General features: G+C 62.9%; 24 protein-coding genes. 8 read left to right on the forward strand and 16 right to left on the reverse strand.

From position 1 onward, the window contains the following. Positions 1-29: 29 nt before the first annotated feature. A complete protein-coding gene (locus JQ574_RS31780; RefSeq protein WP_212213831.1) occupies positions 30-1,283 on the reverse strand; it encodes an aspartate kinase in 1,254 nt (417 codons plus the stop codon). A 188-nt stretch (positions 1,284-1,471) separates the two neighbouring features. On the opposite strand from JQ574_RS31780, the gene JQ574_RS31785 reads away from it, so the two are divergent. The 3 genes from JQ574_RS31785 to JQ574_RS31795 all read left to right on the forward strand — a co-directional run bounded on the left by JQ574_RS31785 (position 1,472) and on the right by JQ574_RS31795 (position 3,834). Then, a complete protein-coding gene (locus JQ574_RS31785) occupies positions 1,472-1,939 on the forward strand; it encodes a PH domain-containing protein (RefSeq protein WP_212213834.1) in 468 nt (155 codons plus the stop codon). Positions 1,940-1,955: 16 nt separating this feature from the next. Next, on the forward strand, positions 1,956-2,714 hold the full coding sequence (gene ubiG, locus JQ574_RS31790) for a bifunctional 2-polyprenyl-6-hydroxyphenol methylase/3-demethylubiquinol 3-O-methyltransferase UbiG (protein WP_212213837.1): 759 nt from the start codon (positions 1,956-1,958) through the stop codon (positions 2,712-2,714). Positions 2,715-2,934: 220 nt separating this feature from the next. After that, a complete protein-coding gene (locus JQ574_RS31795; RefSeq protein WP_212213840.1) occupies positions 2,935-3,834 on the forward strand; it encodes an EamA family transporter in 900 nt (299 codons plus the stop codon). Positions 3,835-3,938: 104 nt separating this feature from the next. On the opposite strand, the gene JQ574_RS31800 is transcribed toward JQ574_RS31795, so the two are convergent. Genes JQ574_RS31800 through JQ574_RS31815 form a run of 4 tightly spaced genes read right to left on the reverse strand, consistent with a single transcriptional unit; the run spans position 3,939 to position 6,419 of the window. Beyond that, positions 3,939-4,418: a DUF1178 family protein gene (locus tag JQ574_RS31800; protein WP_212213843.1), complete on the reverse strand. Its 480-nt coding sequence runs from the start codon at positions 4,416-4,418 to the stop codon at positions 3,939-3,941. After that, positions 4,415-5,293 carry a carbon-nitrogen hydrolase family protein gene (locus JQ574_RS31805; RefSeq protein ID WP_212213846.1) on the reverse strand — a complete coding sequence of 293 codons (879 nt, stop codon included), beginning with the start codon at positions 5,291-5,293 and terminating at the stop codon, positions 4,415-4,417. The genes JQ574_RS31800 and JQ574_RS31805 overlap by 4 nt, the downstream gene beginning before the upstream one ends. Continuing rightward, positions 5,290-5,565: a glutaredoxin 3 gene (grxC, locus tag JQ574_RS31810; RefSeq protein ID WP_212213849.1), complete on the reverse strand. Its 276-nt coding sequence runs from the start codon at positions 5,563-5,565 to the stop codon at positions 5,290-5,292. The genes JQ574_RS31805 and grxC overlap by 4 nt, the downstream gene beginning before the upstream one ends. Before the next feature lie 44 nt (positions 5,566-5,609). Continuing rightward, the gene (locus JQ574_RS31815) at positions 5,610-6,419 is read right to left on the reverse strand and encodes a ComF family protein (protein WP_212213852.1); all 810 of its coding nucleotides are present in this window, start codon (positions 6,417-6,419) and stop codon (positions 5,610-5,612) included. Positions 6,420-6,497: 78 nt separating this feature from the next. Here JQ574_RS31815 and JQ574_RS31820 point away from each other — a divergent pair, with 78 nt between their 5' ends. After that, on the forward strand, positions 6,498-7,340 hold the full coding sequence (locus JQ574_RS31820; protein WP_212213932.1) for a methyltransferase domain-containing protein: 843 nt from the start codon (positions 6,498-6,500) through the stop codon (positions 7,338-7,340). A 24-nt stretch (positions 7,341-7,364) separates the two neighbouring features. Here JQ574_RS31820 and JQ574_RS31825 read toward each other — a convergent pair whose 3' ends face one another. Continuing rightward, positions 7,365-7,904 (reverse strand): ester cyclase, encoded by a 540-nt coding sequence (locus tag JQ574_RS31825; protein ID WP_212384162.1) that lies wholly within the window; start codon positions 7,902-7,904, stop codon positions 7,365-7,367. Positions 7,905-7,952: 48 nt separating this feature from the next. Here JQ574_RS31825 and JQ574_RS31830 point away from each other — a divergent pair, with 48 nt between their 5' ends. Continuing rightward, positions 7,953-8,420 carry a MarR family winged helix-turn-helix transcriptional regulator gene (locus JQ574_RS31830; protein ID WP_249119733.1) on the forward strand — a complete coding sequence of 156 codons (468 nt, stop codon included), beginning with the start codon at positions 7,953-7,955 and terminating at the stop codon, positions 8,418-8,420. A gap of 102 nt (positions 8,421-8,522) precedes the next feature. Here JQ574_RS31830 and JQ574_RS31835 read toward each other — a convergent pair whose 3' ends face one another. The 4 genes from JQ574_RS31835 to JQ574_RS31850 are packed head-to-tail and all read right to left on the reverse strand — an operon-like array spanning position 8,523 to position 11,463. Then, positions 8,523-9,518 (reverse strand): nitrilase-related carbon-nitrogen hydrolase, encoded by a 996-nt coding sequence (locus JQ574_RS31835; RefSeq protein ID WP_212213862.1) that lies wholly within the window; start codon positions 9,516-9,518, stop codon positions 8,523-8,525. Positions 9,519-9,552: 34 nt separating this feature from the next. After that, positions 9,553-10,020: a carboxymuconolactone decarboxylase family protein gene (locus JQ574_RS31840; RefSeq protein WP_212213864.1), complete on the reverse strand. Its 468-nt coding sequence runs from the start codon at positions 10,018-10,020 to the stop codon at positions 9,553-9,555. Positions 10,021-10,051: 31 nt separating this feature from the next. Further along, positions 10,052-10,585 carry a YkgB family protein gene (locus tag JQ574_RS31845; protein ID WP_212213867.1) on the reverse strand — a complete coding sequence of 178 codons (534 nt, stop codon included), beginning with the start codon at positions 10,583-10,585 and terminating at the stop codon, positions 10,052-10,054. A gap of 56 nt (positions 10,586-10,641) precedes the next feature. Further along, positions 10,642-11,463 (reverse strand): SDR family oxidoreductase, encoded by an 822-nt coding sequence (locus tag JQ574_RS31850; protein ID WP_212213870.1) that lies wholly within the window; start codon positions 11,461-11,463, stop codon positions 10,642-10,644. Between the two features lie 123 nt (positions 11,464-11,586). Between JQ574_RS31850 and JQ574_RS31855 the strand changes: the two genes are divergently transcribed. After that, entirely contained in the window at positions 11,587-12,549 is a 963-nt protein-coding gene (locus JQ574_RS31855) for a LysR family transcriptional regulator (RefSeq protein WP_212213873.1), read from the forward strand. A gap of 198 nt (positions 12,550-12,747) precedes the next feature. Here JQ574_RS31855 and JQ574_RS31860 read toward each other — a convergent pair whose 3' ends face one another. The 4 genes from JQ574_RS31860 to JQ574_RS31875 all read right to left on the reverse strand — a co-directional run bounded on the left by JQ574_RS31860 (position 12,748) and on the right by JQ574_RS31875 (position 19,547). Beyond that, positions 12,748-14,025, reverse strand: coding sequence for a glycoside hydrolase family 130 protein (locus tag JQ574_RS31860; protein ID WP_249119729.1), 1,278 nt, complete (start codon positions 14,023-14,025; stop codon positions 12,748-12,750). Positions 14,026-14,076: 51 nt separating this feature from the next. Continuing rightward, positions 14,077-16,359: a glycosyltransferase family 4 protein gene (locus JQ574_RS31865; protein ID WP_212213880.1), complete on the reverse strand. Its 2,283-nt coding sequence runs from the start codon at positions 16,357-16,359 to the stop codon at positions 14,077-14,079. Continuing rightward, a complete protein-coding gene (locus JQ574_RS31870; RefSeq protein ID WP_212213884.1) occupies positions 16,356-17,291 on the reverse strand; it encodes a class I mannose-6-phosphate isomerase in 936 nt (311 codons plus the stop codon). The genes JQ574_RS31865 and JQ574_RS31870 overlap by 4 nt, the downstream gene beginning before the upstream one ends. A 1,845-nt stretch (positions 17,292-19,136) precedes the next feature. After that, positions 19,137-19,547, reverse strand: coding sequence for a (deoxy)nucleoside triphosphate pyrophosphohydrolase (locus JQ574_RS31875; protein WP_212035802.1), 411 nt, complete (start codon positions 19,545-19,547; stop codon positions 19,137-19,139). 170 nt (positions 19,548-19,717) lie between these two features. On the opposite strand from JQ574_RS31875, the gene JQ574_RS31880 reads away from it, so the two are divergent. Continuing rightward, complete coding sequence (locus JQ574_RS31880; protein ID WP_212213887.1) at positions 19,718-21,043, forward strand: TadE/TadG family type IV pilus assembly protein; 1,326 nt, start codon at positions 19,718-19,720, stop codon at positions 21,041-21,043. A gap of 46 nt (positions 21,044-21,089) precedes the next feature. On the opposite strand, the gene argJ is transcribed toward JQ574_RS31880, so the two are convergent. Next, on the reverse strand, positions 21,090-22,349 hold the full coding sequence (gene argJ, locus JQ574_RS31885; RefSeq protein WP_212213890.1) for a bifunctional glutamate N-acetyltransferase/amino-acid acetyltransferase ArgJ: 1,260 nt from the start codon (positions 22,347-22,349) through the stop codon (positions 21,090-21,092). 173 nt (positions 22,350-22,522) lie between these two features. Continuing rightward, positions 22,523-23,437, reverse strand: coding sequence for a peptidylprolyl isomerase (locus JQ574_RS31890; protein ID WP_212213893.1), 915 nt, complete (start codon positions 23,435-23,437; stop codon positions 22,523-22,525). Between the two features lie 364 nt (positions 23,438-23,801). Between JQ574_RS31890 and secA the strand changes: the two genes are divergently transcribed. Beyond that, complete coding sequence (gene secA, locus JQ574_RS31895; protein ID WP_212213909.1) at positions 23,802-26,639, forward strand: preprotein translocase subunit SecA; 2,838 nt, start codon at positions 23,802-23,804, stop codon at positions 26,637-26,639. The last annotated feature ends 138 nt before the right edge of the window (positions 26,640-26,777 follow it).

The raw sequence follows: 26,777 nt of genomic DNA on the forward strand, positions 1-26,777 counted from the left end.
GGAGGGTCATCCGCCGCCGTAACGTCGCCCTACGCCTGGTCGAGCCCATAGAGCGTGTGCAGCGTGCGCACCGCAAGCTCGGTATAGGCGGCGTCGATCAGCACCGAGAACTTGATCTCGGAGGTGGTGATGGCGCGGATATTGATGTTTCGCGCGGCAAGTGCGGTGAACGCCTGGGCGGCGACGCCGGCATGGCTGCGCATGCCGCTGCCGATCACCGATACCTTGGCGACGTCGGTGGCACTGTCCAGCCGCTTGTAGCCGATCTTGTCCTTGGCCGCGGTGATGGTGTCCCTGGCGCGGGTATAGTCGGAGGCCGGCACCGTGAAGGTCAGGTCGGTGGTCTTGCCGTCCTCGGAGACGTTCTGCACGATCATGTCGACATTGATGTTGGCGTCCGCGAGCGGTCCGAAGATCGCGGCGGCAACGCCCGGCTTGTCCTCGATCTGGCGCACGGAAATCTGGGCTTCGTCCTTGGAGAAGGCGATGCCGGTGACGACGTGGTTTTCCATGATTTCCTCCTCGCTGCAGATCAGCGTGCCCGGCGGCGTGGCGTGCGGGTCGATATCCTCGGGCTTGTCGAAGCTGGAACGGACGAAAACCGGCATACTATGCACCATGCCGAGTTCCACCGAGCGCACCTGCAGGACCTTGGCGCCCTGGGAGGCCAGTTCCAGCATGTCCTCGAAGGCGATCTTGTCGAGCCGCCGCGCCTTGGGAACCACGCGCGGGTCGGTGGTATAGACGCCGTCGACGTCGGTGTAGATGTCGCAGCGATCGGCATGGATGGCGGCCGCGATCGCCACCGCCGAAGTGTCCGAACCGCCGCGCCCCAGCGTGGTGATTCGGCCCGTCTGCGGATTGATGCCCTGGAAGCCGGCGATGACGGCGACTTCCTTGCGGTCCTTGAAACGGTTGATGATCTCGGTGCCGTCGATGTCGAGGATCCGCGCCGAGGCGTGCGCGTCCGAGGTCCGGATCGGGATTTGCCAGCCCTGCCAGGAGCGGGCCTGAATGCCGATCGCCTGCAGCGCGATCGCCAGCAATCCGGACGTGACCTGTTCGCCGGAGGCGACCACCGCGTCATATTCGCGGGCGTCGTGCATCGGCGAGGCGTCGCGGCACCAGTCCACCAGCTCGTTGGTCTTGCCGGACATCGCCGACACCACCACGGCGACGTCGTGTCCGGCATCGACTTCGCGCTTGACGTGACGCGCGACGTTGCGGATTCGGTCGATATTGGCGACGGATGTACCGCCGAATTTCATCACGAGGCGGCCCATGACGACGCGTGCATTCCCTGTGAGGATAAGTATGGTGGCCCGCACGAAAATGGAGCGTCCGGGCCGAAAGCGGCGTATACATAGCGGCGCGTCCCGGGGCAAGCATCCGGGTGCATTTTCGGTCTAAAATGGCGCAAAATGCTGTGGTAGCGGGTTAATTCAGGTCAGGCGCAATTTAGGTCAGGTGGATGGGGCGTTATATCGACGATATCCTGCAGCCCGATGAGAAGGTGCTGTATTCCAGCAATGCGCACTGGATTTTCTTCCTGCCGGCGATTGTGGGCTGGGTCGTGGCGATTGCGCTCTTCGTGGCCTCGGGTCTGGTCCCGCCGGGACCCCTGGCGCTGGTCTGCATGTCGCTCGCGGCGATCGTCGCGATTTTCGCGGCGTACAAGACCGTGACCGCCTGGTTCCACCGCTGGATCACCGAGATCGACGTCACCAATCTGCGGGTCGTCCACAAGACCGGATTCATCCAGCGGAAGACGTTCGAGATGAGTCTCGACAAGGTCGAGAGCGTCGACGTCAACCAGAGCATCCTTGGCCGCCTGTTCAACTACGGCGACGTGGAGATCTTCGGCGTCGGAGAAGGCGGCAAGATCATCAAAATGATTGCCTCGCCGCTGGAATTCCGCAATGCCATCACCGCGCGATAGGAGCGGCGCGCCATCCATGGCCATGCAAACAAATCACGCCGGCGCATCGGGGAGCACGGTCGACCCGGCCGAAGTCGCAAAATTCTCAAAACTGTCGGACGAGTGGTGGGACCCCAAGGGCAAGATGGCCCCGCTGCACAAGATCAATCCGCTGCGGCTGACCTATATCCGCGACGCCGCCTGCCGCAAGTTCGAGCGCAACGTCAAAAGCCTGAATTGCCTGGGCGGCCTGCGCATCCTCGATATCGGCTGCGGCGCCGGCCTGCTCTGCGAGCCGTTCACGCGGCTGGGCGCGCAGGTGATCGGGATCGATCCCTCCGCGACCAACATCGCCGCCGCCAAGCTGCACGCCGACAAGGGCCATCTGTCGATCGACTACCGCTGCACCACGGCCGAGGAGATGGACGTGCGCGAGCGCTTCGACATCGTGCTGGCGATGGAAGTGGTCGAGCACGTCACTGACGTGGGCGTCTTCCTCGACCGCTGCGCGGCGATGCTCAAGCCGGGCGGGATGATGGTGCTCTCGACGCTGAACCGCAACTGGAAGAGCTTCGCGCTGGCGATCGTCGGCGCCGAATATGTGCTGCGCTGGCTGCCGCGCGGCACCCATGAGTGGAACAAGTTCGTCACCCCCGACGAACTCGCGCAGCACCTCGCCAACAACCGCCTCGCCATCACCGAACAGGCCGGCGTGGTCTATAGTCCGCTCGCCGACAAATGGAGCATCTCGTCCGACATGGACGTGAACTACATGGTGGTCGCCGAGGAGATGTAGATGCTCGTCATTGCCGGGCTTGACCCGGCAATCCATACTCTTCGAAGATGATGGATACGCGGGTCAAGCCCACGTATGACAACCGAATTTGTTGGCCCCTTACTCTACTCTCCCGCAGCGCAGCTAAGACTCGGATCACACGCAATCCTGTCATGCGCCGTTTCGGTTGACCGCGTGCGCCGCGACCGGCACGGTGCGGCACCCTTCCGCCGGTATTTTCATGTTCACGATTGCCTCGCTCTGGATTCCCTTCACCATTATTGCTGCGCTCGGCCAGGTCGCGCGCAATGCGATGCAGCGGTCGCTTACGGGGCCGCTCGGGACCTGGGGCGCGACCAATATCCGTTTCCTGTTCGGCTTCCCGTTCTCGATCATCTTCTTCACGGTCGTGATCGCCGTGACCGGCGACCCCATCCCGTGGCCGGCGCCAGTGTTCTGGCCGTGGCTGTTGCTCGGTGCGCTCAGCCAGATTGTCGCTACCGGCCTGATGCTGCTGGCGATGAACGACCGCTCGTTCGTGGTGACGACGGCGTACCTCAAGACCGAGGCGATCCAGACCGCGATCTTCGGCTTCATCTTCCTCAGCGATCATCTCACCGTGCTGAAAGTGGTCGCGATCCTGATCGCGACCATCGGCGTGGTGATAACAGCGCTGCGGCCGGGCGGTGAAAAGGGCTTTGCCGAGTTAAAGCCGACCATCATCGGCCTGGTCGCCGCCGGCTGCTTTGCGCTGTCGGCGATCGGCTTTCGCGGCGCCATCATCGCGGTGCCTGATGTCTCGTTCGTGACGGCGGCGTCCTACACGCTGGTGTTCGGCCTGTTCGTGCAAACGCTGGTGCTGACGGTCTATCTGCTGTTCCGCGCGCCCGACGTGCTCCGAAAGATCCTGGGCTTATGGAGGCCCTCGATGCTGGCGGGCTTCATGGGCGCATTCGCGTCGCAATTCTGGTTTCTGGCGTTTGCGCTGACGGCGGCCGCCAATGTCCGCACGCTGGCGCTGGTCGAGGTGCTGTTCGCGCAAGCCGTGGCGTATTATTCGTTCAAGCAGCCTATGTCGGCGCGGGAATTGTCGGGGATTGTTTTGATCGTGGCGGGGGTGGCGCTGCTGGTGGCGGCGTAGCTACCGTCATTGCGAGCGAAGCGAAGCAATCCATCGAGCAGCGAAGTAAGTGTGGATTGCTTCGCTACGCTCGCAATGACGGAAAAATAGTTACAGAAAGCGCGTCAATTCCGATCGTCCGGCAGCACCGGCAGCGGCGAGACCTCGACGCCTTCGTCGATCAGGGCGCGGGCTTCGTCGGGTGACGCCTCGCCATAGATCGGGCGGTGCTCGATATCGCCGTAATGCATCTTGCGCGCTTCGTTGGGAAAGCGCTCGCCGACATTATCGGCGTTCTTGGTGATGTGATCGCGCAATTCCTTGATCTTGGCGCGCAGCTCGAGCTCCTGCGCCATCAACAGCGGCGTGGCCTCGGTGGGCGCACCTTCCGGGCCTGCGATTTCCGCAGCGGGCACGCGACGCGAATCTTCACGGCCCTTCTTGCTGACGACCTGCGGGGCCATGATGGCGCGCTCGACCTTGACCGAGCCGCAGGACGGACAGCTCACCAGCCTGCGCTTTTCCTGGCTCTCATAGGCCGTCGAGCTCTGAAACCAGCTTTCGAAAGCATGGCCCCGCTCGCAGCGCAGGTTGTAGCGGATCATGCCGAGCCCCGGACCAGATGCAGATGTTCCGGGCCGGCCTTGGGATCGGCGATGCCGAAGCGCCGGCCGTGCTGCAGCGACGGCACGGTTTTGCGCGCGGTCTCGACCCTTGAGGTGTCAATTTCGGCCAAGAACACGCCGGGCTCGGCGCCGCCCTCGGCGAGGATCTCGCCCCAGGGCGCGATGATCAGTGAGTGTCCGTAGGTCTCGCGCTTGTTCTCATGCATGCCGCATTGCGCGGCGGCGAACACGAAGCAGCCGGTCTCGATGGCGCGGGCGCGCAGCAGGATATGCCAATGCGCCTCGCCGGTCTTTTTGGTGAAGGCGGACGGCACTGACAGGAACGACGCGCCGCTTTCGGCGAGCGCTCGGTAGAGCGCCGGAAAGCGCACGTCGTAGCAGATCGTGAGCCCGATCCGGCCCCACGGCAGGTCCGAGATCACGGCGGTTTCGCCCGGCTGGTAATTGGCGGACTCGCGGTAGCTCTCGCCGCCGGGCAGGTCGATGTCGAACATATGGATCTTGTCGTAGCTGGCGAGCAGATTGCCGTCGGGCCCGATCAGGAACGAGCGGTTGACCGCGCGCTCCGGCGAGAAGCGCAGCGCGAGCGAGCCGACATGCAGATGGATCTTCAGCTCCGCCGCCAGCGCGCGATAAGCCTTCAGCGACTTGTCGTCCTCTTCGCTCGCCAGATGCTCGAACAGCGCCTTGCGGTTCAGCTGCATCATGTTGCTCACCTCAGGGGTTTGCACATAATCAGCGCCCTGCGCCACAGCTTCCCGGATCAGCTTCATGCCCTGCTCGAGGCTCGGCTCCGGCAGCAGGGACGTGCGCATCTGCACCATCGCGGCGGTGAAGGTCGTGGCAGCGCTCATGACGAGGCCTTTTCTCCCGCCAGCAATGCATCGAGCCTGCCCGCGCGGTCCAGCGCGTAAAGCTCGTCGCAGCCACCGACATGGGTTGCGCCGATGAAGATTTGCGGAAACGTCGCGCCGGCGCCGGCCCGATCGTACATCTGTTCGCGATAGGAAGGGTCGTTGGATACGCTGAGTTCGGTAAACGCGGCATTCTTGCGCGTCAGCAGCGATTTGGCCGCGGTGCAGTAACCGCAGCCCGGGCGGGTATAGATTTCAACGGCAGCGGTCATGGAGCGCTCTGGTTCGCAAGTTCCGGAAATGACAAGTCTTTGAATTATATGGGAGCCCGGTGGGTGTCCACAACCCGCGCGAATACCAGCACGTCGACCTGCGCGGCCTTGGCGCGCAATAAGGCACGGGCGCAGGCGTCGGTCGTGGCGCCGGAGGTCAGGACGTCGTCGATCAGGACCACGCGGCGGCCCTGGATGTCGGCGCTGCGGTCGGGGGCGACCTTGAACGCGCCCTGCACGTTGCTGGCCCGCTGCGAGCGCGACAGCCCGATCTGCTGTTCGGTTGCCCGGACCCGCCGGAGTGCCTCGCAGGCCAGTTTGACCCCGGTTTGACGCGAAATCACCCGCGCCAGCGCACCGGACTGGTTGTAGCGGCGGCTCCAGCCACGCCGCCAATGCAGGGGAACCGGGACCAGCGCGTCGGCCTCGTCGAGCAATTCCTGGCCCGCGCGGGCCATCCAGCGCCCCATCGCGGGCGCCAGATCGGTGCGGTCCTGATATTTCAGCGAATGGACCAGCGTGCGCGCGACATCGTCGTAGCGCACGGCAGCGCGGGCGCGCTGGTAGGCCGGCGGATTGGCAATCGCCTCCATCGACAGCAAATCGGGCCCGGGGTCGTACACAAAGGGAATGCCGAGCCGCGGGCAGTAGGGCGGTTCGATGAACGACAATTTGGCCCAGCATTCGGCGCAGACACCCTCGCCATCGACCGGCTCGCGGCAGGACACGCACAGCGATGGCAGCGCAATGTCGAGCGCCAGCCTTGGAATATGCGCGAACACCGCGCGGCACGCGCTCAACGCGCCGCGCAAATGGCCGGAAATGGAGCGTGGTGGTGATGCCTCGGCGTCCATGGGGTGAGGCTAGCGCTGCTGAACAAACTGCTCAAGCACCGGATTGCCAGAGACTGGGCGATCGGCGTACCAACCGGCATGTCCTCGCACCCGACCACCGCACCCATCCTGTTCGACCGCGCGCTGTTGCGCGCCCGGCAGGATCGTGCGCAGCGCCTTGGGCCAGCGACGTTCCTGCTCGATCGCGTCACCGAGGACATGGAAGAGCGGCTGGCGGCGGTGATGCGAAATTTCTCCGACGCCACCGAAATCTGGACGCCGTGCAAGCTGCTGCGCAAGCCGCTGGCCGATCGTTTCAAATCCATCACCCGGATCGATCCGGATGAAACGGAAACGCTGCGGCTCGCGCCGGAATCGCTTGATCTCGCGGTGTCCGCGCTGGCCTTTCAATTCGTCAACGATCTACCTGGCGTGCTGGCGCAAATCAGGCGCGCGCTGCGGCCGGATGGATTGCTGCTGGCGACGATGATCGGCGGCGATACGCTGACCGAACTCCGGCAATCCTTTGCGGCGGCGGAGGCCGAATGCGAGGGCGGGGTGTCGCCGCGCGTCGCACCCTTTGCCGATCTGCGCGATGTCGGCGCGCTGCTGCAGCGCGCGGGCTTTGCGCTGCCGGTCACCGACGTCGATCGCCTCATAGTGCGCTACGACAGCGCGTTGGCGCTGATGGCCGATCTGAGAAGGATGGGCGCGACCAACATCCTGGTCGAGCGGCGGCGGGTGCCGACCCGCCGCGCCACGCTGCTGCGGATGGCAGAGATCTACGGCGAACGCTTTGCCGATTCGGACGGCCGCATCCGCGCCACCTTCGACGTGATCTGGCTGTCCGGCTGGGCGCCGCATGAGAGCCAGCCCAAACCGCTGCGGCCGGGTTCGGCGAAAGCGAGCCTGGAGGCGGCGGTGAAGGGGAAGACGAAGTAGAATTGTGATTCGTGGTCCGTCTGGTCAGGCTGCGATGGAGGACAGCATCAGCGTCGAAATCACCCCCGCAAGCAGGCCGACGCCCGCCGCAAACCACACACGGTATCCGGCAAGCCACATCAGCATGAGATGCCTGGCAGGAAATGCGCCGATCTGAGTCAGGATCGTCAGCATGTCGGAGCAGATCCATTCCTCGGCGATCTTGCCATCGGCAATGCGGTACAGTTCGTAGCTTTGGTAATCGACGCGCTTTCCGGTCGGCTGATTTCCCAGGAACTCGCCGGTGTGCGTTCCGGTAAAGCGAAGACGCACCGCCACCTTGTCGTCGGCCGCAAACATGTCCTGCGTTTCGATCTGAATGTCGGGAAAAGCGTTGAAGAAGGCTTCCGAATTCCTGCGCCATATGCGCCGGCCGCGCATTTGATGCGGCACCCCGGCCAAGTTAATGATGAAGTCCGGCGACAGGAACTCGGCGGCAGCCGCAAGGTCCCTGCGGCTCAAGGCGGCGAAGGCGTCACGCATCAATGCGATATTTCCCTGGGAAGCGGTATTGGTGGCGAGCACGACAGGACTCCAATTGACGATCGAATTGGTATAGAGCATATCGTGAATATGATACACAATGTAGATAATACATCACTTTGCCGCGACGTGCTGTCGCAGCTGTTTCTGGTCACAACGCTCATGTCGGCGGATATGCAGCGTGGCCTGGCCGAGCGCGGCCTGACGCAAACAAGGGCGCAAGTGTTGTGGGTGCTGGGTGGGGCCGAGCGGATGACGCAGGCGGAATTGGCCGCGGAACTGAAGGTCACGCCGCGTAACGTAACCACGCTCATCGATGCGCTTGAGGAGACCGGTTTTGTCCGTCGCACGGCACACCCGACGGATCGGCGCGCTGCCGTCATTGTTCTGTCGGCGAAAGGGCAAAAATCCTTCGCAAGATTGCAATCGGAGACGACCGAGTTTGCCAAACTGCTGTTCGGCAACCTGTCCGAACGCGATCTGAAGACATTCCAGGGGATACTTCACGACGTCGGTACGAAGCTGACCGAACTGGCGAAGGAAACTGGCGGCCGCTAGCGCCACCAATCGCTGCGGCCGGGCTCTGCGAAAGCGAGTCTGGAGGCGGCGGTGAAGCGGACGCCAAATGTCCGCCCTCGGCGCCAGGTGGCAAACCGGTCCTCATGCGGCGTCGGAGATACTTTCTTTCCCGCCAACTGCGCGCGGTCCCTCGATCTTCGGGTGTCCCGCGCGCTCGTGAGCGTGGGCCGTCGGCGTCCGGTCGATCAGCAGGCTAAGCAGTTCAGGACGGCTGTAGTGGCCGCGCGCGTCCATCAGTCGCTTGCGGGCGTCGATCTGCGCGAAGTCCAGATCCGCGATCACCGCGCCTTCGCCGGCCTTGAGCGGTTCGCCGATGATCTGACCATCGGGGCCGATGATCGCCGTGAAGCAGCCGCCGGAAATCGGCCCGACAGGACCGCCGGTATCTTTTGCAATCTGCGCCTGCTGCTCGGCATCGAGCCACCCTGTGGCGCTGACAACGAAGCAGCCCGATTCGAGCGCGTGCTGGCGAACATTGATTTCGGTCTGCTGCGCGAACAGGGGACCGAAGATCGACCCGGGATACATCGCCGAGTGGATCTGCTCGCCGTCGGCCATCAGCGCATAACGCGCCAAGGGAAGATAGTGCTCCCAGCAGGCGAGCTGACCAATGCGCCCAATGGCGCTGTCGACGGCGCGCAGCCCCGAGCCGTCGCCCTGGCCCCAGATCATCCGCTCGTGATAGGTCGGCGTGATCTTGCGGCGGCGCTGGACCAGCGTGCCGTCGGCGTCGAACAGCAGCTGCGTGTTGTAGATCGTGCCGCCGTCGCGTTCATTGACGCCGATCGAGACCACCATGCCAGCCTCTCGCGCCGCCTCGCCGATCGCATCGGTCTCGGCGGACGGGATCGTCACCGACTGCTCGAGCAGACGCTGATGCTCCTTGCCGAGGGCATAGGCCGGCTGCACGAAGGAGAAATACGGGTAATAGGGAATGATGGTTTCGGGGAAGGTCGCGAACCGGACACCCTGCTTGCCGAGTTCGCGGATCTTCCTGATGACCTTCTCCACGGTCCCTTCGCGGCTGTACAACACGGGGCTGATCTGCACGGCGGCGGCTCTGACGATGACGCTCATGTTGCTGGTCCTTCTGTTCTGACTTGTTCGCGGACTACGCCGCCTTCAAACTCTCGATTGCTGCCTGCGGCGTGTTGCGAAAGCTGATGGCGAGGCGGTTGTAGGCGTTCATCAGGCCGATCGCGATCGTGAGGTCGACGAGCTCCCGCTCCTCGAACACGGCGCGGGCGGCGTGATACGCGTCATCCGGCACGCCGGTATCGGCGACACGGGTCACCGTCTCGGCCCATGCCAGCGCGGCGCGTTCGCGTTCATCGAACAAATTGCCGGCTTCCGCCCAGGCCTGCAGCAGCGCGAGCTTCTCGATCTTCTGCCCCTTCTTGAGCAGGTCGCGCGTGTGCATGTCGAGGCAGTAGGCGCAGTTGTTGATCTGGGAAATCCGCAAGTAGACCAGGTCGACCAGCGTGGAGGAAAGGCCGCTCTGCATGACGTAGCCATAGACGCCGCCCAGCGCTTTCACGCCTGCCGGTGCAACCTGGTTGTAGTCCAATCGCTTGCTCATGTTCTTGCTCCGTCTTGCCTGGAAAGGTTGATCACTTGCGAATCAGGGTCTTCAGCGAGTCGACGAACACCCAGAAGGAGGCGGCGAACAGGCCGACATCTTTCAGGAGGAACTGACCCGGCGCGACCGAGATCGCGGGGAAGCCGAGCTCGGGCACGACGACGCCGGGCGTCGAGATCATGAAGCTCAGGGTCGTGACGAAGAGCCCGGCCGAGAGCAGGCCGCCGGCTGCGGAAAAGATCGGGCTCGCCAATCTGAGGGCGATCAAGAGCCCGATGCTGAGTTCGACAAAACCGAGGAAGGTGGAGAAGCCGCGGACCGAAAGCAGGGCATAGAACCAGCCGACGAGCGGGCTGTTCTCTACCAGCGGCACCAGCCCGTTGGCCTCGTATTCGGTAAACTTCATCCCGCCGAACCAGGCGTAGATGACCGCGAGCGAAACATAGAGCCCGGCGCGGCTGACCGGCTCGGCGTAGGCGAGCAGGTGTTCGGCATGGTCACGCCAGTTGGAGGCTGTGCGCGATGCCAGGGCGGGCGTCGGAAGCTGAGTTGTAACGTATGACATGGTGAACTCCGTTCTCAGGGTTGTGGTTTCAATTCAATGTTCGGCTGAACTTGTTGCTAGGCGCTGATGCGCTCGTGATTGCGCAAGTTGTAGCGGGGGGCCGCGATGGCGCTCGAAATCTTGTCCGACATCGCGCGGCGCGCCGCCTCATAGCGATCCCATTCCGCCTGGTTGGGCAGCGACGGGATGGTCACGGTCTCGCCAAGGTCGAGGCCCGCGAGGGCGGCGTCGACCAGGTCGTTGGCCGACATCACCATCTGCTGCGGCAAATGATGAACCGGCATGCCGGCGACATCCCAGAATTCGGTGGCCGTCGCGCCCGGCAGCACCGCCTGCACGCGGACGCCCTTGCCCGTGAGCTCGTGAACCAGCGAGTGGTTGAACGCGAGCACGAACGCTTTCGTGCCGCCGTAGACACCGTTCAGCACCTCCGGCGCGATCGCGACGATCGATGAAATGTTGATGATCGTGCCGTTGCCGCGGGCAACAAATCCCGGCGCCGCCGCATAGGTCAGCCGCGTCAGCGCGGTGACGTTCAGGCTGATCATGTCCTCCATCTTGTCGATGTCGGAGGAGACCAGCGGCCCCGTGGCGCCGACGCCGGCATTGTTGACCAGCATGGAGATGCCGGCGTTGGTCCGCAGGATGTCCCCGACGCGCCCAAGATCCGCAGCGACGGTGAGATCGGCTTCGACCGTCTCGACGTTGCGGCCGGTATCGCCGGCGATCCGGCGCGCCAGGGAGGCGAGCCGATCCTTGTTGCGGGCGACCAGAATGAGGTCATGGCCGCGCTTGGCCAGCCGGTCGGCGTAGATGGCGCCGATGCCCGTCGATGCGCCGGTGATGAGGGCGATGCCTTTGGATTGGATCGAGGTCATGTCGGTCTCCTGGAATTCGGGTTGGGGCCAGTCCGTTGCTGTGCGTCCGTAACTAGACCCTTCCGAAAACGATGGGTATCTGGTAAAATCGAGAAAGACCCTTCCACAAAATGGAAACATCCAATGGACCGCTTCGAAGCCATGTCGGTGGTGCTGGCGGTTGCCGAGGCCGGCAGTTTGTCGGCGGCGGCGCGCCGGCAAAAAACGCCGCTCGCAACGGTCAGCCGGAAAGTCTCCGAGCTCGAAGCGCACCTGCAGACCAAGCTGTTCAACCGCTCGAGCCGTGCGCTCGTGCCGACGGATGCGGGCCGCTCCTACATCGCCGCAGCGAAACGGATTCTCGCCGATGTGGCGGAAGCCGAACGCGCCGCCTCCGGCGAGTACACGACGCCGCGCGGCGATCTCTGCGTATCGGCGCCGGTCGCCCTCGGCCGCATGTATCTACAACCGGTCCTGGCGGAGTTTCTGGCGACATTTCCGGAGGTCGACGTCCAGCTCTCCTTGCAGGACCGCGCGGCCAATCTGCTGGAGGAGCACGTCGATGTTGCCCTTCGCATCGGCGCCCTTACCCACGGCACCTTTGCCGACAGCAGTCTGATCGCAGTGCGGATCGGAGAAATTCGGCGCGTGATGTGCGCGAGCCCCGCCTACCTGAAATCCCGCGGGACGCCCAAATCGCCCGAAGACCTGTCGCGGCACGACTGCATCAGCTATCCGCCGCTTCAATCGCCATCGTCGTGGAGGTTCAGCCGGGACAAGGCTGAATACGTCGTGCCCGTGCGGTCGCGGCTCGTCGTAAGCAACCTCGAGTCGGCCTGCGATGCCGCGCGTGCCGGCATTGGAATCACCGAAGCGTTTTCCTACCACGTCGCCGACGCGATCAAGTCGGGAGATCTCACGCCGCTGCTTCAGGATTTTCAGCCGCCACCGCAACCCGTCGGCTTTGTCTACTCGCCAAATCGCTTCATGCCGGTCAAATTGCGCGCCTTCCTCGACTTCATGATACCGCGGCTCAGGGCGCGGCTCGGCGACCTGCCGAAACGCGCCGCGCCGCGCGGGCGAACCGGGTCAGGGCCAGCGGGTTGAGGAGCGGTTCAATCTTCGTTGCGCGAGCGCTTGGCCAATCGCGACGGCCGGATCCAGGCCGCCTTCGACGTGATCGGGCTGTCCGGCTGGGCACCGCATGAAATCCAGCCAAAACCGAGCTAGGCTCGCCGGAAGTCTCGAGGCAGCGGTAAAGCCGACGTTGAAGTAGGCCCCCGTACGAACAGCTTCTCCGCACCATCAGGACATTGCTTGCAGCAGGGCTGCGATCTTGATGGTCGCAAAGTTGGAGTAGGTGTCGGATATGGCGTAGGGCAAAATGATCTGGTCGTTGTGGCGCATCGCGCCGCAGGTATAGACCACGTTGGGAACATAGCCTTCACGCTCGGACGCCTCCGGATGCAGCAAAGGTTCGCTTGCACGCGCCAGCACCTTGGATGGGTCTTTCTTGTCGAGCAGGGCCGCGCCGATCGAATATTTCCGGACCGGCCCGACGCCGTGGGTGAGCAACAACCACCCTTCATCCAGTTCGATCGGTGACCCGCAGTTTCCGATCTGCACGAACTCCCAGGGAAATTGCGGCTTCAGGATCGCCTGACCGCCGTCCCACCGGTGCAAATCGTCCGAATAGATCAGATAAAGATTCTCGTTGTCCTGGCGCGCGATCATGGCGTATTTGCCCTCGATCCTGCGCGGGAACAGCGCCATGCCCTTGTTGTGCGCGGCCGTCCCTTGCAGCGGCGACATTCGAAAGGACTGAAAGTCACTGGTCTCGATCAACTCGGATCGGATCGCCCTGCCGCTATAGGCGGTATAGGTGGCATAGTAGGTTTTGCGGCCGCCATCGCTGAACTCGACAAACCGGGCGTCTTCAATACCGTTCGACTGGGAATCCGTGATCGGAAAGATGACACGCTCGCTGAGTTCCTCGTGCGGATTGAACGTCAATTCTACCTCGTCGCCATGTGGGCTGGCTGCGCGGAGCTTGATCCGGGGGCTGGAAGCGAGACGGACCGTTGGATCGACAGTCAGGCTGCCATCGGCTGCGACCGTGCCGGTGCGAAACGTCAGTGACGATACATGGCCCTCGCCGACGGCGCGAAGGCTGAGAACAAAGCGCAAGCCGCCGGTCGGGGCGTCCGATTGGTCAGGGTGCGGCACGATGCTGGGATTGAACAGCGCCGAGGCTTCGAACGAATATTCGTTCAGAAAATAAGCGCCGATCAACTGGCGCTGAATCTTGGAAAACGCGCCGTGAGCCGCCAGCGCCTGTTCCATGACGTCGGCTCGGGCCTCGAACGTCTCCAGCAGGTTGCGATGCCGGCCCTGAAAGTTTTCCAGCACGTCGGCCAGCAGATGGGCTGCGACCTTCGGGTCGAGTGCAAGGACGCGCTCGACGATATGATTGGCGCGGGTCTTGTCGGTCGGGTTGAGATCGCGTGGCTCAGTCGCGGGCTTGAACGGGCGTACAATCACGCGCGCGGGGTCGGGGCGCAGATAGAGCGCCTGCCGATTCATGAAGGAGGCTTGCGACAAGATGTCCTCGGTTCGCTGGAGGGAAAAATGTACTCAGGCGCCGATGGCGCGAAGCGCCGCGGGCGGTGTCACGCTGACGTTGACGCGCGCCAGCTGACGAATATCGGCAAGACCGAGCAGATAGGACACGACCGACTCGCCGCCGCGGTTTTCGTTGGCGCGGTCGGGATGCAGGCCATCCCGGCAACTGCCGGTCTCGGGATCGACCAGCGCGATCGATAAATCGTTGCGGCCGAGAAACCAGGCGAAAACGTTGCTTGCGATTGTCTTCCATTCCGCGTCGCCCTCCGCGCGCCACGCGGTCAGGCAGGCCGCGATCGTCGCCGCTGCCTCTACCGGCTGCTGGTCGAACGCGCGCGGCGGTTGGCGCCGTTCGCCAAAGCCGGTGGTGCCGACGGGACGGAAATGTCCCGTCGAAGCCGTTTGTTGTGTCATCAGCCAACGCAGGGATCGCAATCCGGCAGCGAGGTAATCGGGACTTTGCGTGGCCATGCCTGTCAGCATCAAGGCTTGCGGCAGGCGCGCGTTGTCATACGCCAGGCCTTCCTCGAACCAGGTCCAGTCCGGCGTCTCGACCGACGCGAGCCCCGTCATCAACCTGTCGGCGAGAAAATGTCGGATTTCCCGGGCGCGCGCATCATCGCGAACAACGGCGCAATAGCCGTCCAGACCCAGCAGGGTGAAAGCCAATGCGCGGGGCGAACTGAAGGCCTCGACGGCCGGCAATGCCTCGGCAAACAAGGCGGCGGCCCATCGGCGTCGCGACGGGCTTGCGTCCCTGCGCGCGCACTCACCCAGCGCCCATAATGTTCGCCCATGACTGTCTTCGGAGCCGCGATCTTCGAGCCAGGTTCGATTGAAGCCCATGAAATTGCGAAAGCGTTTGGTGTCCGGGTTCCACGCATGCTGCACGAAGGCGGCAAACCGGGCCGTCAAAACTTCGGACAAGCGCGTTTCGCCCGGATTGTTAAGCGCGCACGCCAGCAGCAAGGCGCGGGCATTGTCGTCCACGCAATAGCCGTGGGCGCGATCGGGCACCGAATGCACCGCATGCTGGAACAGGCCGGTATCGTCGCACATGGAAAGAAAATGATCCAATTGCATGTCCGACGCCGCAGGGCTGTGCGCGATCGCGACCGGCCCGGTACGCGCCACCACCTTGAGCCAGTCACCATGGCGCGCATGTTCGAAGGTGGCCATGTAACGTTCGGCCGTACGTTCCCATGTCATCGATCGGCTGATGGTGTAGGCACGCTCGCGCATTGCCTGCCGACGCGGGGCATTGGTGAGCAATTGCGCAATTTCCTTGCCGATCGCGACCGCGTTGCCGAAGGGAACGATGACGCCACGGCCGTCATCCAGCAGCTCCAGCGCGTGCCAATACGGCGTCGACACCACCGGCTTGCCCAATCCGAAGCTGTAGGCCAGCGTCCCCGACGTCATCTGCGCTTCGTTGAGATAGGGCGTGACGTAGACATCGCACATCGAAATGAACTCTAACAATGTTGCCTGATCGACGAACTGGTCGAGGAAGACGACATGGTTCTCGACGCCAAGTTCGCGCACGCGCGTCATCAGGCTCTCGCGATAGGCTTCGCCCTGGTCGCGCACCAGATTTGGATGCGTCGCGCCGAGCACGACATAGACTGCGTCCGCGCGACGTTCCAGGATCAAGGGCATGGCGTCGATCATGACCTCGATGCCCTTGCTGGGGGAGAGCAGGCCGAACGTCAGAATGACGGAGCGGTCGCTGAATCCGAGTTTGGCCTTTGCCGCGTCGGGCTCGACAAACGGAAAGTCGGGAATGCCGTGCGCGATCACCTCGATCTTGTTGTCCGGTACGCGATAAACGCTGCGCAGCATCTCGCGGCCCTTGTTGGCCATCACGATGATCTTCGAAGAAGCATCGACGATGCGCTCCATGACCGCGCGCTGGGCGGCGGTCGGCTTGGCCAGCACCGTGTGCAGCGTGGTGATGACAGGCATGCTGAGGCGTGAAAGCAGTTCGAGGATGTGCCCGCCGGCTTCACCACCGAAGATTCCGAATTCGTGTTGCAGGCAGACGACGTCGAACCGGCCGGCATTCAGGAACGCCGCGGCACGCACATAGTCTTCAATGGTGTCATCCTTGATCTGCAAGGCAACCGAAGCGGGATAGTCATAGGCTTGTCCGTGGTCGTTCATTGCGACAATGCTGACCTCCAGATCCGGCCGTGAACTGGAAAGCGCGCGTTCCAGATCGGTCGTGAAGGTGGCGATACCGCAGCGGCGGGGCAGCGAATTGCCGATGACGGCGATGCGGCGAAGCGGCGTCATGTTCGCGGCTCCTTGGCGCCTTCAAACTGCGGAACAGCAGGAGCAGTCGGATTGGCAGCATTGCCCGGCGTTTCACCAAGCCGTTGCAACAGGGAATCGATCGGCCGGCTCGCCGGATACGCGATCAAGGCACTCAATCCATGGCTGCCGACCTCGATGCTGGTGCGTCCGCCGGCAACGAAGACGGCTTCCCCGATCGAGGCCGCGGCCAGTCCAATGGCGGCGTGACCGCCGAGAACGAGAATCCAGGTTTCCGATTCGGCAACCAGCGCCCAGCTTGAACCCTCGGGGAGTTCAACGCGCTCGAGAACGAAATGCCGGCTGGCGACGAGGACCGTTCGGTCCGCGGTAAGGCGGGTCGGATTGCAGGGCGTTCGAAGCGGCCATGGGTGAGCGACCGCGACCCCGTCGTCTTCGTGCAGTTCGCGCTCCCGGCCATAGTCGAACAGGCGGAATGTCGCGTCACTGCGCTGCTGAATTTCTGCGAGCACAATACCGGCGCCGATGGCGTGGATGGTGCCGGCCGGGATGTAGATGACGTCGTCTTTCGCAACCGGTCGCCAGTGCATCAGTTCGGCGATCGACCCGTCCTGGATGGACGCACGCAATTGCTGTGGCGTTACCTGGTGCTTTAGTCCAGCGCCGATCTGTGCGTCGGGCTGGGCCGAAAGGATATACCACGCTTCGCTCTTGCCGTTCGGCATCCCCATCGCGCGCGCGAAAGTGTCGTCCGGATGAACCTGGATCGACAAGGGTTCGCTGGTGAACAGCAGCTTGAGAAGCAAGGCCGGGGTAGGCGCATCCTTGTCGGCCCGCTCGAACCACAGCTCGCCGATCGCGTCACCAGAGCCGTCAATAGTGCTCCAGGGGTGCAGATCACGGGCCCCCCAGGGCTTGTGGACGATCCGCACGGCGGCATGTTCGGTAGGCATAGGATGTCCTGACCCATGACGCGCACGTCAGGGCGACGTGCCGTTGGCCGCTATCGTCGTTAGGATTTGGCATGGCTAAGGCGTCGCGTATCCGGACTTAATGCGGATCGGACGCTGCGTGTTCCTTAGGTGGCTACTCCATCACGCGATTACAACCTGCCGCGGCCTGTTTACTCTCCTTCTCCTCAACCGGGGGCGGTCGCGAAACGCAGCATCGATTGCCGAAAGACGCTGTCAATGCGTCTAACAAGGGAACCGGCACCGTTAGGATTGGTCGAGTGTCGATGGGGCGCCAGACTTCGGTCCCCAGGAGGGACGAGGTCCGGTCCATGCCGGGAGAGCATCCCATTCGGCCCATCGCATGCGACGCTCCTCATTTCCAACCCTGACAAAGACGAAGGCAGCGTCATCGCTGCCTGTTTTTGATCCGGCGAACATGGCCGGCACGCCATACGCGTTCCTGACAGTTGCTTTGTTGGCCATTGCGACTTTCTGACGGGTTTTGTTCTGCGGTCTCGCGTGGACGGATCAAACTTGAAAAATGACCGCGGCGGCGATCAGCATGACGAAAAAGTTCGGCAGCAGCACCGGAGGCACCAGCCACTCACGGAAGTCGGATGTTGGAGAATTTGACAATGGACCGCCTGCTTGGTTGAGGCGGGAGCGCAACGCTCTCAGTCATCGATAACTGCCGGGGGCGCGCGATGATGTTCCACATATAGTCTCATTCTCCCAAATAGCGAGATGACAACCGGTTTATTTCAGCATTTGTTTGGACGATGCCTGCGGCGCCGTCGGATATTCGTTAACTGCATGTGCTTACAGTTTCTGCACATGACCACGATTTGTGTTCGTGAACGGATTGGCGGGATACGTGCAGCAGATCGAAACCAATGACCCCACCGAGGCCCGACGCAGCCGCTACGCCCAGTATCGAGGACTCTACCTCATTGGCTTGAGGAAGGACCAATCCTCGTTTCGGCTGCAACGGCGCTTTCGCTTGCTATGACCATGATCGGCAGGCCTTCGTAGGGCGGGTTCGCTTTAACCCGCCGGCTTGATTGCGAGATGGCGGGTTAAAGAGAACCCGCCCTACGGACTACGCGTGTCGGAATTGCTTAGCTGGATTGCCAACGCCAACTGCGTTGCCTCGCCCGCAAGCGCAATCTTGCGGTCCGGGTGCGGCAAATCAACCCGACGGGCAAATCACTTACGATTTGCAGAAATCGTGTCAAGTCCAAAGTTTCCGTAAATCAAAAATATTTCTGTTGTCGTCCGGCCCAAATCAGTGCGCATCTATCGCCATCCCGTCCCATTCAGAGGGGCGTTGGCCATCGTCACGACGAGGGGCGGGTCGCGGTGGACGTAACAGTTGCGATTGACGGTCGCGGCTGAAGCGTACGGCGAAGTCGTGTGGTCCTGGCGCCCGTAACGGCGTCAAGTCTTTCGGGAGCCAACGCTTCCGGGGGGCGACGGTGGCAATAGAGGCCGTCTCACCGGGGAGAGCGCGTTATAAGCCGTAAAGCCACTGCGCAGGGAAGGCCGGGTGTTCTCCGCTGCCCTGTATGCTCGTGTGCGCATTCTTATGCACAATTGCACACGAGACCGCGGGTGCAGCGCGCACCCGGTCTTCCCTGCGCCCTCTGAATTCGAGGGCAAGGAATTTCTGGCAAAGCTCGGGCGCAATGCGTCGCGAGAATGCGAACGCACATTCAACTGTCATCGCCCGGCTTGACCGGGCGACCCAGTATTCCAGAGGCCGCAATGGTTGAATCGAGAGGCCGCGGCGTACTGGGTCCCCCGCTTTCGCGGAGGACGACAGCTGTGGGTGACCGCGCGCTCACCTCACAACAGCAAATCCAGCAGATGCGGGATCAGCGGAATGTCCGCGGGGGGCATCGGGTAGTCGCGCAGTTTGCCCGCGCGCACCCAGGCCAGTTGCTGGCCTTCGCGGGCGATCACCTGGCCTTCCCAGCGCCGGCAGATATAGAGCGGCATCAGGAGATGGAAGGTCTCGTAGGCGTGGCTGGCAAAGGTCAGCGGCGCCAGGCATGGCTCGCTGACGTCGATGCCGATCTCTTCATGCAGTTCGCGGATCAGCGTCTGTTCGGGGCGTTCACCGGGCTCGACCTTGCCGCCGGGAAATTCCCACAGGCCCGCGAGCGCTTTGCCTTCCGGACGCTGCGCCAGCAGCACGCGCTTGTCGGCATCGACCAGCGCGCAGGCGACGACGAGGGTGAGTTTGATGTCAGCCATGCACAAGAACTAATCAGAAAACCGCGGGGGTGCCGCACGCCATTCATTAACCAGCAATCGTCGCGAGGCCAAACGGTTTGTTCAGCGTAGCGAAGGATAGATGCTTATAAGTTATAAGTTAATCTCTCGATGGCAAGATGTGCGCAAGACCGGCCCAGAACAGGCATCCTATGCGCGCTTTCACTTCTCTGCTCAACCGCTTTCGTCGCGACCGCTCCGGCAATATCGCCGTAATATTTGCGATTGCGTCGCTGCCCATCATATCGGCGGTCGGATGTGCGGTCGACTATTCGCGGGCCACCCAGCTGCGCAGCAAATTGCAGGCGGCGATCGACGCGGCCAGCGTCGGCTCGGTCGCCAAGAGCGCGCCCGGCTTCATCGCCGCGGGATCGATGACCTCGGATGGGCCGATCCCGGCCGGCGTCACCGACGCCACCAATATCTTCAACGCCAACATGAACGGCGTGGTCGGCTACACACTCACCAGCATGACGCCGGCAATGACCAAGGCCGGGAACATCATCACCTCGAAGGTTCAGTTCTCCGCCACGGTCCCGATGATGTTTCTCGGCGTGATCGGCAAGACCAGTGTCACCGTAACCGGCTCGTCGACCGCCACCACGAGCATGCCGCTCTATATCGATTTCTATCTGCTGATGGACAATTCGCCGTCGATGGGCGTCGGCGCGACGCCGGCCGATGTCAGCAAGATGGTCAACAATACCTCGGACAAGTGTGCGTTTGCCTGTCACGATCTCAATAACAAAAATAACTACTACAAGCTTGCCAAAACCCTCGGCGTGACCACGCGGATCGACGTGCTGCGCAGCGCGACCGAGCAGCTGATGGACACGGCGGCCGTGACCCAGACCTATTCGAGCCAGTTCCGGATGGCGATCTACGATTTCGGCGCATCGGCGGGCTCGGCCGGGCTAAGAGCCCTGTTTTCGCTGTCGTCCAGCCTGTCGAGCGCCAAGAGCGCGGCCGGCAACATCGACCTGATGACCGTCAAGGGCCAGAATGAGAACAACGACCAGGATACCCAGTTCACCAATATCATGCCCGCGATCAACAGCGTGATCAGCGCGCCCGGCGCCGGCACATCCTCGGCGCCGCTGAAGTATCTGTTTTTCGTGTCGGATGGCGTCGCCGACGAGTACAATCCGGGAGGATGCATCAAGCCGACCACCAGCAGCGGACGCTGCCAGTCGCCGCTCAACGCGGCGCTCTGCACGGCGATCAAGGCTCGCGGCATCAAGATCGCCGTGCTCTACACCACCTATCTCGCGCTGCCGACCAATGCCTGGTACAATACGTGGATCGCGCCGTTCAATGCCGGGCCTTACGGGCCGTCGCCGAACAGCCAGATCGCGCAGAACATGCAGAGCTGCGCCTCGACCGGATTGTACTTCGAGGTCAGCCCGACGCAGGGCATTGCGGAAGCGATGAACGCGTTGTTCAAGAAGGCGATCGCCGACGCGCGGATCAGCAGCTGACGATTGCTCCGTCATTGCGACCCGTTGCTCGCAATGACGGCAATGTCTACGACCGGTAATCGCCGTTGATGGCGACGTATTCCTTGGTGAGGTCGCAGGTCAGCACGCGGTCGCGGCCCTTGCCGAGGCCGAGGGCGACCTTGATCTGAATCTTCGGAGCCTTCATCGCCTCGGAAACCTCCGCCTCGTTGTAGGACGGATCGCGCGCGCCGCTTTTGGCGACGCGGATGCCGTTGAACGAGATCGACAGCTTGTCGCGGTTGGCGGGCTCGCCGGCCTTGCCGACCGCCATCACCACGCGGCCCCAATTGGCGTCCTCGCCGGCGATCGCCGTCTTGACCAGCGGCGAATTCGCAATCGACATCGCGATCCGGCGCGCGGAGATGTTGGTGGTCGCGCCCTCGACGATGACCTCGACCAGTTTTCGCGCGCCTTCGCCGTCGCGGGCGACCTGCTCGGCAAGATCGGCGAGCACCGCGCGGAACGCCTTGGTGAAGGCTTTCAGCCTCGGGTCGCTGGCGCGGGTGATTTTGGGCGCGCCGGCGGCGGCGGCTGTTCCGGTGGCGAACGCCAGCAGCGTGTCGGATGTCGAGGTGTCGCTGTCGATGGTCAGGGCGTTGAAGGTATCCTGGACGCCGCTCTTGAGCAGCGCTTGCAGCACGGCCGACGACAGCGGCGCGTCGGTGAACACGAAGGACAGCATGGTCGCCATGTCGGGCGCGATCATGCCGGCGCCCTTGGCCATGCCGTTGATCGTGACCTTGGCCTTGCCGAGTTTCACGGTCGCGGTCGCGACCTTCGGAAAGGTGTCGGTGGTCATGATCGCCCGGGCCGCGCCCATCCAGTCCGCAGGCGCAGCGCTGTCGGCCAGCGTGCCCAGCACGCCGTCGAATTTGCTGGCGTCAAGCGGCTCGCCGATCACGCCGGTGGAGGCGAGAAACACCTCATTTGGTTTGCACCCCACAGCCTTGGCGGCAATCGACGCCGTCAAGGTCGTGGCCTGCCGTCCGGTCTTGCCGGTGAAGGCATTGGCATTGCCGGAATTCACCACCAGCGCGCGCGCAAGTCCTCCCTTGGAAGAACCTGCGCCTTCGAGCTGGGCGCGGCACCATTCCACCGGGGCGCTTGGGCATTTCGATTGGGTGAAGACACCGGCCGCATTCGTCCCCTTGTCCATGATCGCGAGCAGCACGTCGGTGCGCCCCTTGTAGCGGATGCCGGCGGCGGCCGTGGCAAGCCGCACGCCCCCGATCACGGGCATGTCGGGGACTTCGGTTGGTGCGAGGGGGGAAACGGCTGATGACATGGGGGCGCCTTATCGACAGGAAGACCGGAAGCGATGGGGCCGGATCCAGCAGGATTCGCGGCCAGCCACGTCTTCAGCATCCGTTGATGAAGGCCCTAAGACATGGATGCCCGGCACACCTGAGTGGGCCGGGCATGATGCCTAAATACTGAAGTCGGGCGGCGAAGTCGATTTTATTTCTTCGCCGGCGCCATCTTGGAGGCGTCGGGCTTGGCAGCCTCGGCCGGCTTCGCCGCCGGCTCGGCCGGCTTGTCCATGCGCTCGACCTTGGCGGCCTCGCGCAGCTTGGCCACGTAATCGGCCTGCGCCTTGCGCGTCACATAGGTTTCGATCTGGGGCTTGACCTGCTCGAAGTCGGGCGCCTTGCGGTTGCGCTTTTCCTCGACCTTGATGATGTGCCAGCCGAACTGCGACTTGACGGGATCGGAGATCTTGCCGGGCTCGAGCACGAACGCCACGGCCGAGAACTCCGGCACCATCTGCTCCTTGGTGAAGAAGCCGAGGTCGCCGCCGTCGGAGGCGCCGGGGTCCTTGGACTTTTTCTTGGCGAGATCGGCGAAATCGGCGCCCTTTTTCAGCTCTTCCGCGATCGCCTTGGCCTCGTCCTCGGTCTCGACCAGGATGTGCCGGGCGCGAACCTCGGCTTCGCCGGTGATCTGCTTGGAGGCCTCCTCATAGACCTTTTTCATGGCCTCTTCGGTGGTTGCCGCCTTACCTTCGGTGGCCAGCAGGCTGTCCATCAACAGACGGCTGCGCGTGAACGCCATGCGCCGCTTGAAGTCCTCGGAATTCTCGACCTTTTTATCCTCGGCGGCCTTGGCGACGATCTTGAGGTCGATCAGGAAGGCCAGCACGTTGTCCTTCTTGGTCGCCGGGTCCATCTGGGCGAGGCTCGGGCCAAGTTCCTCTTCGGCCAGCGCGACGTCGCTCTGACGGATCTCCACGCCGTTAACCTTCGCCAGAACGGGGTTGTCCTGGGCGCGGGCCGGCACGCCGGCGGCCAGAACCGCAGCCAGGCAGGTCGTCAGGGCCAGGGAGGCCAAGCCGAAGCGCAGGCCGGTTTTCGTTTCCGGGAACGGGGAGGTCATGCAAAATCCTTGTCTTGAAGATGGGAATGCCAAAAGGCGGCGGGACACTCGCCCAATCATGGCACCTTGGCAACGCGAAAAGTCTGTCAAAATGATGAATTCCTTGACATCTTGGCGGCGTTGACAAGGCTCAAGCCCAGCCATATCTCTGCCGGAACCAATCGATGGCGATAGCGCTTATTTTACTGGGCTTTTTGCCGTTGAACCTTAGCTTGCCTGAATCCCACTCACTTGGCGGATGACCCCCGGATCGGGGCGTTTGCCGCGACGCGTCACGGTGAGTTGATAGGCAATCTGGTGGATCACGTCACGGCCGCAACGCAAGACACGGCATAGCAAGACACGGCACAGACAGGAACTCGGCATGATCGGCGCGCTCGCCCGCAAGTTTTTCGGCTCCGCAAACGACCGGCGGGTGAAGGGATACCAGTCCCGCGTCAACGCCATCAACGCGCTCGAGCCCACGCTCACCGCGCTGTCGGACGAGGCGCTGAAGGCCCGCACCGCCGAATTCCGCGAGCAGATCGCCAACGGCAAGACGCTCGACGACCTCCTGGTTCCGGCCTTTGCCACCGTGCGCGAGGCGGCCAAGCGCACCCTCGGCCAGCGCCATTTCGACGTCCAGCTGATCGGCGGCATGGTGCTGCACGAGGGCGACATCGCCGAGATGAAGACCGGCGAAGGCAAGACGCTGGTCGCGACGCTTGCGGTCTATCTCAACGCGCTGGCCGGCAAAGGCGTCCACGTCGTCACCGTCAACGACTACCTCGCCCGCCGCGACTCCGAATGGATGGGGCAGATCTATAATTTCCTCGGCCTTTCCGTCGGCGTGATCGTCCACGGCCTCGACGATGCCGAGCGCAAGGAAGCCTATTCGCGCGACATCACCTACGGCACCAACAACGAATACGGTTTCGACTATCTGCGCGACAACATGAAGTACCGGCTCGAGGACATGGTCCAGCGCAGCCACTTCTACGCCATCGTCGACGAAGTCGACTCGATCCTGATCGACGAGGCGCGCACGCCCCTGATCATCTCCGGCCCGCTCGACGACCGGTCGGAGTTCTACAACACCATCGACACCTTCCTGCCCAAGCTCGACAAGACCGATTACGACGTCGACGAGAAGCAGCGCACGGTGACGCTGACCGAAGCCGGCATGGAGAAGATCGAAACCCTGCTGCGTGACGCCGGCCAGCTCAAGGGCGAGTCGCTCTACGACGTCGAGAACGTCTCGGTGGTCCATCACATCAATCAGGCGCTGCGCGCCCATTCGCTGTTCAACCGCGACAAGGACTACATCGTCCGCGACGGCGAGGTCATCATCATCGACGAATTCACCGGCCGCATGATGCAGGGCCGGCGCTATTCCGAAGGCCTGCACCAGGCGCTGGAAGCCAAGGAGCATGTCCAGGTCCAGCCGGAAAACCAGACGCTGGCCTCGATCACCTTCCAGAACTATTTCCGGATGTACGCCAAGCTCGCCGGCATGACCGGCACCGCGCTGACCGAAGCCGACGAACTGTTCGACATCTACAAGCTCGAGGTCGTGGAAATCCCGACCAACGTGCCGGTAGCGCGCCTCGACGAGGACGACGAGGTCTACCGCACCCAGAACGAGAAATACGCCGCGATCCTGGCCGAGATCGAGCGCGCCAATGCGCGGCTGCAGCCGGTGCTGGTCGGCACCGCCTCGATCGAGAAGTCGGAAGTGCTGGCCGACTATTTGAAGAACCACGGCTACAAGCAGATCGATTTCGGTTCTGAATCCGGCATGGAGAAGCTCTATGCCGCGGCGCGCGCGGGCAAGCCTGCGAAACTGTTCGCGGTGCTGAACGCGCGCTTCCACGAACAGGAAGCCTATATCGTTGCGGAAGCCGGCGTCCCCGGCGCGATCACGATCGCGACCAACATGGCCGGCCGTGGTACCGACATCAAGCTCGGCGGTTCGCTCGAGATGCGGATCCTGCAGGAGACCGCGCACATCACGGACGAGGCCGAGAAGGCCGCCAAGATCGAACTCATCAAGGCCGACATCGAGCGTTTCCGCGAGATCGTGCTGAAGGCCGAAGACGTCGTCGAAATCGAACCTGCCAAGGGTTCGAAGCCGGCCAAGACCATCACCAAGCCCGGCGGGCTCTACATCATGGGTTCGGAACGCCATGAATCGCGGCGCATCGACAACCAGCTGCGCGGCCGCTCCGGCCGTCAGGGCGACCCCGGACGCTCGAAATTCTTCCTGTCGCTGGAAGACGACCTGATGCGGATCTTCGGGTCCGACCGGCTCGATACCATGCTGACGCGGCTCGGCCTCAAAGAGGGTGAGGCGATCATCCATCCCTGGATCAACAAGGCGCTGGAGAAGGCGCAGCAGAAGGTCGAGGCCCGCAACTTCGACATCCGGAAGAATTTGCTCAAATTCGACAACGTCCAGAACGACCAGCGCAAGGTGATCTTCGACCAGCGCGTCGACCTGATGAAGGACGACAGTGTCGCCGAGACCGTCGCCGACATGCGCCATGCCTTCGTCGACGATGTCGTCGCCAAGCACGTGCCCGAGCATGCCTATGCCGAGCAGTGGGACGTTACCGGCCTCAAGGACGAATTGAAGCGCGTGCTCGACGTCGACCTTCCGGTCGATGAATGGGCCAAGGAAGAGGGCATCGCCGACGAGGAATTGCTGGCGCGCATCGAGAAGTATGTCGACGAGCGCATGGCGGCCAAGGTCGCGCAATGGGGCCCCGACGTGATGCGTTACGTCGAAAAGACCATTCTGCTGCAGACGCTGGATCATCTCTGGCGCGAGCATCTCGTGATGCTCGACCATCTGCGCCAGGTCATCGGCCTGCGCGGCTACGGCCAGCGCGATCCGTTGCAGGAATACAAGTCGGAAGCCTTCAGCCTGTTCGAGGCGATGATCGCGCATCTGCGCGAGGCGGTGACGGCGCAGTTGATGCGCGTCGAGATCGTTCCGCCGGAAGAGCAGCAGCCGGCATTGCCGGTGATGGAAGCGCACAAGCTCAATCCGGATACCGGCGAAGACGAGATGGCGTTCGCCAATGCCTCGCTGGTGCCTTCGGTCGCCGCCGCCGACCGCGATCCCAAAAATCCCGCCACCTGGGGCAAGGTCGGCCGCAACGAGGATTGTCCCTGCGGCTCCGGCAAGAAGTTCAAGCACTGCCACGGCAAATACGGCTGAGCTGCTTGTGATCGTGCGCTGACATCCGTGAAGGCGGATTCGTAGGGTGGGCAAAGGCGCGCTAAAGCGGGATGGAGTTAGGTTGAATCGATTTGGGATTCCCAAATCAGTAGGTTTCTGATTCACCATGCTGGCTGG

Origin of the sequence: Bradyrhizobium sp. AUGA SZCCT0158 (assembly GCF_018130065.1) — a bacterium.
Lineage (GTDB): Bacteria > Pseudomonadota > Alphaproteobacteria > Rhizobiales > Xanthobacteraceae > Bradyrhizobium.